The organism is Vibrio sp. Vb0888 (assembly GCF_033338835.1).
Classification (GTDB): Bacteria; Pseudomonadota; Gammaproteobacteria; order Enterobacterales; family Vibrionaceae; genus Vibrio; species Vibrio alginolyticus.
Map to the genome: position 1 here is coordinate 1 of NZ_JAWOTL010000066.1, position 1,833 is coordinate 1,833.

The window sequence follows — 1,833 nt, forward strand, 5'->3', positions numbered from 1 at the left end:
AGTTGAGCAATTGAATTCTCTCGATTTTGTTATTTTGTCGCTCGGATCGACGCAAAAATTTGTTTTGATCCCATGATCAGCAGTAGTATGAGATCTCGACAAAGGAGGTGCATATGTCATTTTTGAAGAAGACACTTGCGAGCTTTGGGATCGGCAGCGCTAAGGTAGATTCGATTCTAAATCAGGATGTGCTTTATCCCGGTCAAAGTGTGGATGTTTCTATTCACGTTTATGGTGGCGCGACAGAACAAGCGATCGATAATATCGATATGAAGCTTTGTTGCCGCTACATCGCAGAGGCTCCGGACGACCGTGGTGCGCGAGAAGGGCACAGCATGCGTCGAGTACCGCAAACGCATGTCTTGGCGAAATGGAATCTCCCGTACGCCTTTACGATTCATCCTGGTGAAGAGCGCACCTTCGACGTCAAACTCGACGTGCCTTGGAACACGCCAGTGACCATCGGCGATGCAAAAGTCTGGCTAGAAACCGGCTTAGAAGTGGCGATGGCGCTTGACCCTACCGCCAAAGCCATTATCACAGTTCGACCGGAACCACTTCAGGATGCAATATGGTAAGCGTTTGAAGCCCAAGGCTTGCGTATTCGCCAAGTCGAATGCGAAGAGGTAAAAGGTTTCGAACTGCCATTTGTACAAGAGTTTGAAATGGTGCCCACTGATGGCCCATATCATGGCGTATGGCGCGAGTTAGAGTTTGTCGCGCATCGCGATGAGCAAAACCTCAAGCTTTGGTTTGAGATTGACCGCACTCGCAGTGGCTCTCGCGGTATGCTTGCCAGCTTGCTCGGCAGTGGAAAACTCAAGCGCGAACTGTGTATTCCGGTGACAACAAACCTGGAAGAAGTGGGTGAGCTTGTCCTCAATTACCTCGACCAAACGACCGCGATTCACGAGTCTTAATTTTAGCTTACACGTGTACGCTTAATGTGCCATACTAGAGCGAATATTCCAAACTCTAGTATAGGCGCATTGATGTCCTCACCGCAGAAACCTCAATACAGTCAAAGTGAAGAGCTTGCCAACACCATCACGCACGGTATTGGGATGATTTTCGGCATCGTCGGGTTAATCCTGTTGTTAATCAAAGCGACAAACCACCAAGCTGACACATTGACCGTGACAAGCATGGCGATCTACGGCTCCAGTATTATTGTGCTGTTTTTAGCCTCAACGCTGTACCACGCGATCCCTCACCCTAAAGCGAAACGCTGGCTGAAAACCTTCGACCATTGCGCTATTTATCTGCTTATTGCTGGCAGTTACACGCCATTTTTGTTGGTGAGTTTACGCACGCCACTTGCGTTTGGCTTGATGATAGTTATCTGGAGCATTGCTTTGCTCGGCATCATCATGAAGGTCGCGTTTGTTTATCGCTTTAAGAAGTTGTCGCTGATGACTTATTTGGTGATGGGATGGCTGTCGTTGATTGTGATTTATCAGTTGGCGATCAATCTGGATATCGGTGGACTTACGCTGCTTGCGGTGGGCGGTTTGGTGTACTCGCTAGGGGTGATTTTCTACGTAGCGAAGCGCATTCCCTTTAACCATGCGATTTGGCACGGCTTCGTTTTAGCGGGTTGTGTGTGTCACTTCTTCGCGATTTATTACTTTGTCGAGCCTATCTAAACTTAGCGACCTAAGCCTCACGCGTCAGCGTGGCAAGATACGCTCGACAAAGAATATCAGACCCGTATTAGCGAGTTTTCACTTCTAACACTTTGGCAGAAAACTGGTATTGCTGAGATTGCGGCACGGCCAGTTTAATGCTCTTACCTTGTTCTGCTTGCTGTGGTCGCAGGTAGGTATCCGCCAT

The 1,833-nt window shown here is 48.5% G+C and carries 2 protein-coding genes and 1 pseudogene; 2 read left to right on the plus strand and 1 reads right to left on the minus strand.

The window, feature by feature from the left end; translation table 11 throughout:
- Positions 1-113: 113 nt before the first annotated feature.
- Positions 114-920, plus strand: a pseudogene (locus R7P72_RS23805) (sporulation protein).
- 72 nt (positions 921-992) lie between these two features.
- Positions 993-1,646 (plus strand): PAQR family membrane homeostasis protein TrhA, encoded by a 654-nt coding sequence (gene trhA / locus R7P72_RS23810; RefSeq protein ID WP_005461458.1) that lies wholly within the window; start codon positions 993-995, stop codon positions 1,644-1,646.
- Between the two features lie 67 nt (positions 1,647-1,713).
- Here trhA and R7P72_RS23815 read toward each other — a convergent pair.
- Positions 1,714-1,833 (minus strand): DUF3157 family protein (locus R7P72_RS23815; protein WP_318110800.1); only part of this gene is annotated, 120 nt, incomplete at its 5' end.